At 39.6% G+C, this 6,147-nt stretch carries 4 protein-coding genes and 1 pseudogene; all 5 read left to right on the top strand.

Annotated elements, in window-relative coordinates:
• A pseudogene (locus tag L650_RS0100775) lies at window positions 1-384 on the top strand (XRE family transcriptional regulator); the annotation flags it as partial.
• Window positions 385-430: 46 nt separating this feature from the next.
• Window positions 431-2,251, top strand: coding sequence for a glutamine--fructose-6-phosphate transaminase (isomerizing) (gene glmS / locus L650_RS0100770; RefSeq protein ID WP_029771810.1), 1,821 nt, complete (start codon window positions 431-433; stop codon window positions 2,249-2,251).
• A 158-nt stretch (window positions 2,252-2,409) separates the two neighbouring features.
• Window positions 2,410-3,240 carry a heteromeric transposase endonuclease subunit TnsA gene (locus tag L650_RS0100765; RefSeq protein ID WP_004588895.1) on the top strand — a complete coding sequence of 277 codons (831 nt, stop codon included), beginning with the start codon at window positions 2,410-2,412 and terminating at the stop codon, window positions 3,238-3,240.
• Window positions 3,227-5,311 carry a DDE-type integrase/transposase/recombinase gene (locus tag L650_RS0100760; protein ID WP_029771808.1) on the top strand — a complete coding sequence of 695 codons (2,085 nt, stop codon included), beginning with the start codon at window positions 3,227-3,229 and terminating at the stop codon, window positions 5,309-5,311. The genes L650_RS0100765 and L650_RS0100760 overlap by 14 nt, the downstream gene beginning before the upstream one ends.
• A partial coding sequence (locus L650_RS0100755) for an ATP-binding protein (protein ID WP_029771807.1) occupies window positions 5,311-6,147 on the top strand: 837 nt, incomplete at its 3' end. The genes L650_RS0100760 and L650_RS0100755, both read left to right, overlap by 1 nt.

Below are 6,147 nucleotides of genomic sequence, written 5' to 3'. Positions count from 1 at the left end.
CTATCACTTGAAAACGAGCCAACACTTTTAATGACTGGCGGAACATGGGATCCGCATTCTGAGTCGTTTCAGGGGCAAGTTGCCGAAAACGTATTATGCTCTTATGACTTTGATCAGCTATTTATTGGTGCTGACGGCATAGATGTAAAACGTGGCACGACTACCTTTAATGAGTTAGTCGGTTTAAGCCAAGTTATGGCAAAAGCCGCCCGTGAAGTAATCGTTATGGTTGAATCAGATAAGATTGGCCGAAAAATACCAAATTTAGAGTTACCGTGGAAAATAGTAACCACCTTAATAACCGACACTGGCTTAGCAGATGATAAACGCAAAGCGATTGAGGCGTGTGGTGTAAAACTAATTTGTGCAGAGATTATTGATTAGTAACTACAAAGTGAGTTACTAGAATTAAAAAATTAATGGAGACACTATGTGTGGAATAGTTGGGGCAGTTGCAGAACGTCCAGTAAATAAAATTTTAGTTGAAGGCCTTAAACGTCTTGAATACCGTGGCTACGACTCAGCAGGCGTAGCATTGCTTGATGGCAACACACTTAATACTGTAAAAGCAGTCGGTAAAGTAGTTAACGTAGAAGCTGCACTTGAGAAAGCAGGCGTTAGCGGCCATACAGGTATTGCACACACTCGCTGGGCAACACACGGTAGCGTTACTGAAGAAAACGCTCACCCGCATGTATCAAACAACCAGCTAGCACTTGTGCATAACGGTATTATTGAAAACCATGCAAGCTTACGCGCATCACTTAAAGAAGAAGGCTACGAGTTCCTATCTGAAACCGATACCGAAGTAATGGTGCACTTAATTCATAAGCTTCGTAAGCAACACACTACGTTACTTGCATCTGTTCAAGCAGCGGTTAAGCAATTTGAAGGTGCGTTTGGTACCGTTGTATTTGATAAAGCAAACGACAACGAAATCATCGTAGCGCGCTCAGGTAGCCCACTTGTTATAGGTTTAGGCCTTGGCGAAAACTTTATTGCCTCTGATCAGCTAGCACTATTACCCGTTACTCGTAGCTTTATCTTTTTAGAAGAAGGCGACGTAGCCCGCATTACGCGTGATACAGTAGAAATTTTTGATGAAAATGGCGATGCTGTAGAGCGTGAAGTTGTTGAATCAAACATCACGCAAGATGCTTCAGGCAAAGGCGATTACCGCCACTACATGCTAAAAGAAATCTACGAGCAACCACTTGCGGTACGCAATACCCTTGAAGGACGTTTAAACGACGACCGTGTAGCAATTGATGCCTTTGGCGACAGCGCTCAGCAAATATTTAAAGATGTAAAACACGTACAAATTATTGCCTGTGGTACGTCATACCATTCAGGTATGGTTGCACGTTACTGGCTTGAGCAGTTTGCGGGTGTTAGCTGTAATGTAGAAATAGCTTCTGAATTTAGATACCGTCAGTCGTATGTACACGAAAACAGCCTACTTGTGACTATTTCTCAATCGGGTGAAACAGCCGATACGCTAGCTGCGTTACGCCTAGCTAAAGAGCAAGGTTACATGGCCTCAATGACTATTTGTAACGTACCTGGCTCATCGCTTGTACGCGAATCAGACCTAGCCTTTATGACTAAAGCCGGCGCTGAAATTGGTGTTGCTTCTACTAAAGCATTTACAACGCAATTAGTTGGTTTGTTAATGCTTACTGCGTCTATAGCTCAAGAAAAAGGCCTTGATCAAAGCGCCATTGTAAACGCTATAAAAGTACTTCCTGCTAAGCTTGAAGAAACATTACTACTGGCTGATGGCATTGCAGACCTTGCAGAAGAATTTGCCGACAAGCATCACTCACTGTTTTTAGGCCGTGGTTCGCAATACCCAATTGCAATGGAAGGTGCGCTTAAACTTAAAGAGATTTCATATATTCACGCAGAAGCCTACGCAGCGGGCGAGCTAAAGCATGGCCCACTTGCACTTATTGATGCCGACATGCCAATTATTGTTGTAGCACCAAACAATGAGCTATTAGAAAAGCTTAAATCAAACGTAGAAGAAGTACGCGCACGTGGCGGCATTATTTACGTATTCGCAGATAAAGATTCACACTTTGAGTCAGACGACACAATGCGTGTAATCAACGTAAACCACACTGACGACATTATTGCCCCAATTGTTTACACACTGCCATTACAGTTACTCTCGTACTACGTAGCGGTAATTAAAGGTACCGACGTTGACCAACCACGTAACTTAGCTAAATCGGTTACTGTTGAGTAAAATCAAAAGGTTGGTAATTACCTGTTGTGGGCGAACAATAAAGTTCAGAACTAAACAATAAAGTTTATAACTAATACATTAAAGTTTAGAACTAACACATTAAAGTTGAAAACTTTATAAATCCGGTTAAACTGAATAAAAGTTAACCGGATTTTTTTATGGCAAGATCAAAGTACGTCCTAACTGAAAAGCAAATCAACAAACGGATTAAGGATGGTCGTGGTGCCGGAAGGCTTTCTAATTACAAGCCATGGCTTTATGTCAATGAAGTACCTTCAGATGGTCGCTCCCAGCGTGTCTACTCTCACCTTACTGGCCGGATTCACCATGTGTTATCGGATCTTGAGTTCGCAGTGTTTCTTCTTTTAGATTATAACGTTGCTGTAACTGATATCCGTGAACAGTTCCCACTGAATAGAGATGACACCCTGAATATATCTAAGGAAGGTCAACTTTGGCATCCTTCGCAAGGAGGGATAAACCTTGTAATGTCTTCAGACTTTTTAGTCAATTTAAGCACCAAAAATCAGCCAAAGTTAGCTATCCAGGTAAAATATTCAGAGGCGCTAAAAGACCCTAGAACAATTGAAAAGCTAGAAATTGAGCGCCGATATTGGCAGCTCAAAAAGGTTCCTTTTTTCCTTGTAACAGAAAAAGAGATAGATAAGGTTGTCGTATCTAATATTGAATGGCTTTATGGAGTTAAAGGATACTTTGATGAAATTATCACTGACGAGTTGTTATTATTATTTGAAAATATGAAAACATATTTTAGTCGTTATCCTAATAGAAAAGTGGTCGACATATGTAAAGAGTATGATAATGCATATCAGCAAGAGTTAGGTAAGTCTTTATATGACATACGTTTAATGTGTGCTGCAAGGCTTATCACATTTGATATTCGTTATCCTTTTCACATTTTGACAGCAAAAGATATTACGTTTAGAAGCATGTCTTTATCTGAGAGGCGTACCTATGTGGCAAGTTAATGAAACTATCGCATTTGATGGTAAGCCCTATCGAGTGCTTTTTACTGAAAATAGCTATTTTTATTGGATTGTTCTTGATGAGAATAAAGGTTTACCAGAAAGAATTTACTTTGATGAATGTAATGTTTGGATTGACGAGGGACGTGTAGAAAAAATACCTGATCCATATGCTTATCTTCAGGCTGAATCTTGGGAACTAGAATCCAGTAATTACCTAGAAAGTCAAAAACATTATGAACTGATAAAACCTATTATTGATGGTGAGGGGGCGTTTAATAAGAGTACCCGAGCAAAAAGGATTAGCCATGCGATTGCTGTATCTGATAAAAGTAAATCGACTATTTATCGTTTAGTTAGACGTTATTGGCAAAGAGGTCAGATAAAAAATGCGCTTTTACCCGACTATAAGAACTCTGGGGCAGCAGGGAAAAGAAGAAATTTCACAAATACTAAAGCAGGTAGACCGCGTATTTATGGTATAGGTAAAGGTGAAGCCGTTAATGAAAATATTAGGAAGCAATTTCGAATTATCTGCGACAAGTATTTGATGAATGATAAAGGCTACTCAATTCGATATGCATACATCAAGTTTGGAAAGGCCTATAAGTTAAAATACCCTGATGTGGCTGAGCACGAAATTCCAACATTGCGACAGTTTCAATATTTTTACAAAACTGAATATACCAAATCTACTCAGATCATAAAGCAGACCCCAAAAGGTGAATACAATAAGGACATTCGACCGCTTCATGGAACAGCTACAGAGCAAGCTTTAGGACCAGGAAGCAGATATGAAATTGATGCTACCATCGCAGATATATATTTGGTAGATGATAACGATCCAAACAAAGTTATCGGAAGACCGACTATATATATGGTTATTGATGTTTTCAGCCGCATGGTTGCGGGATTTTATATTGGCTTTGATAACGCATCCTTCCCGGTGGCAATGAAAGCATTAATATCTAGTTTTAGTAGTAAAGTAGATATTTGCAAAAAATATGGCATAGATATTTCTGATGAACAGTGGCCATGTATAGGGATTCCAGATGTCTTACTTGCTGACCGCGGTGAATTAATGAGCCATCAAGCGAGCTACTTAGTTAATGGTATTAAAGTCCGGTTAGAAAGTGCTCCTCCACGTAGAGGGGATGCGAAAGGTATTGTTGAGAGATCATTTGGAGCTTTTCAGGTTAAATTTAAACCTTATATGCCAGGTGTCGTATCGGGTAATAAGGTTAAAAAGCACGGTGAAAAAGACTATAGAGTTGAGGCGGCGGTCGCAAAATCTGATTTTTTTGAAATTATACTCTACTCAATCCTTGCTCATAACTTGAATAAGCCAATGGAGAAATATGATCGTGCTCCTGACATGCCAGAAAGCATTCCTTCTATCCCAATTGAACTTTGGCGATGGGGACTTCAGCACCGTACTGGTAGTTTAAGAACAGTAGATACTGACATCGCTAAAATTTTGTTGTTACCTCGTGAAAAAGTAACTGTATCTGAATTAGGGGTAAAGTTGTGGGGAGTTGTATATACAGCAAAAGAAGTTATCCAAGCTGGGTGGATGCATCGCTCTACGGAAGTTACTAGACCAAAAAACCTTTATGCTGCCTATGATCTAGGCTCTGTTAATCATATATATCTATTTCCAGAAACAGGGAAAAATACTTTTTGGGTGTGTGATATTTCAACTAGAAGTAGAGAGTTCCGTGATATGACTTGGTACCAAGTTTGGGAACGACAAGCGGTGCAAAAACAAGTTTCAGCAGAGGCGAAATACCAGTATTCAGCTGTTGAAAGGGATTTTGATGATCTTCTCGAGAAGAAAATTAAAAAAGCTAAAAATAACCGTAAAGCCAGCACCTTGAGCAATGCGCAAAAAATAAAAGATATTAAAGGGAATAAGCAGCAAATAAGAGAGCAAGAGAGAAAGGAATTGGCCATTAAACCAAATAGACCCAAACAAGAAAAGCCGGCACAGATCGTTCAGCTAAAAGGTATAGAAGAAAATTATGAGCTTCCTAATTTTATACCAGAGCTATTTAATGATGAGGATGATAATTAATGCAAAATAGTCAAAGTCATCGAGTTATTGCCGTTTATCAACCTTCTACTATACCTGCCTATCAAGGAAACCCTTTGATAGAAGCATTACCGCCTTTAAATAGCTTTGTTGATGATTTAAGCGCCTTAAAAGGAAAGTTACGTTGCACACCTGATGATATTCATCAAAATGGAGTTGATAGAGCGCATAGCATTTGTCGTGTTATTGATGATTTTTTTCAACCACTTAGTCAGTATATACAGCTACATGAGCGGATTTCATTGATGATCAGAGGTGGCTACGTAGGGAGAAACCCTGATACAGGTGATTGGGCTAGGCATATTCAAAATGGGTACGAGCGTGTGCTTTCTGGGGATTTAAAGGCGATAAAGTTCACAGAGGTCTATTCAACTGCACAAAGTATGGCGCTTATAGGGTGTAGCGGTAATGGAAAAACTACTGCAATGAAACAACTGTTATCGCTATATCCGCAAGTTATCTACCACCCAGATACAAACCTTGAACAAATAATATATCTAAAGATTGATTGCTCTCATGATGGCTCATTGAAAGAATTATGTTTGAATTTTTTTCGGGCGATAGATCGTGCTTTAGGAACATCCAATTACGAAAAACAATACTCAATGAGTAAGCGACCTAGTATTGAAACGCTTTTGGCTGCGATGGCACAAGTTGCAAATGCTCATGCGTTAGGTGTGCTTATTATAGACGAAATTCAACATCTTAGCCGTTCTCGCTCCGGGGGGTCAGAAAAAATGCTGAATTTCTTCGTAACCTTAGTCAATACCATCGGCCTTCCCGTTATTTTAGTGGGTACTCCGCGAGCAAGAGAGATA

It is taken from the genome of Pseudoalteromonas sp. TB51 (assembly GCF_000498055.1).
Lineage (GTDB): Bacteria > Pseudomonadota > Gammaproteobacteria > Enterobacterales > Alteromonadaceae > Pseudoalteromonas > Pseudoalteromonas atlantica.
This window is presented reverse-complemented; position numbering and strand designations above follow the sequence as displayed.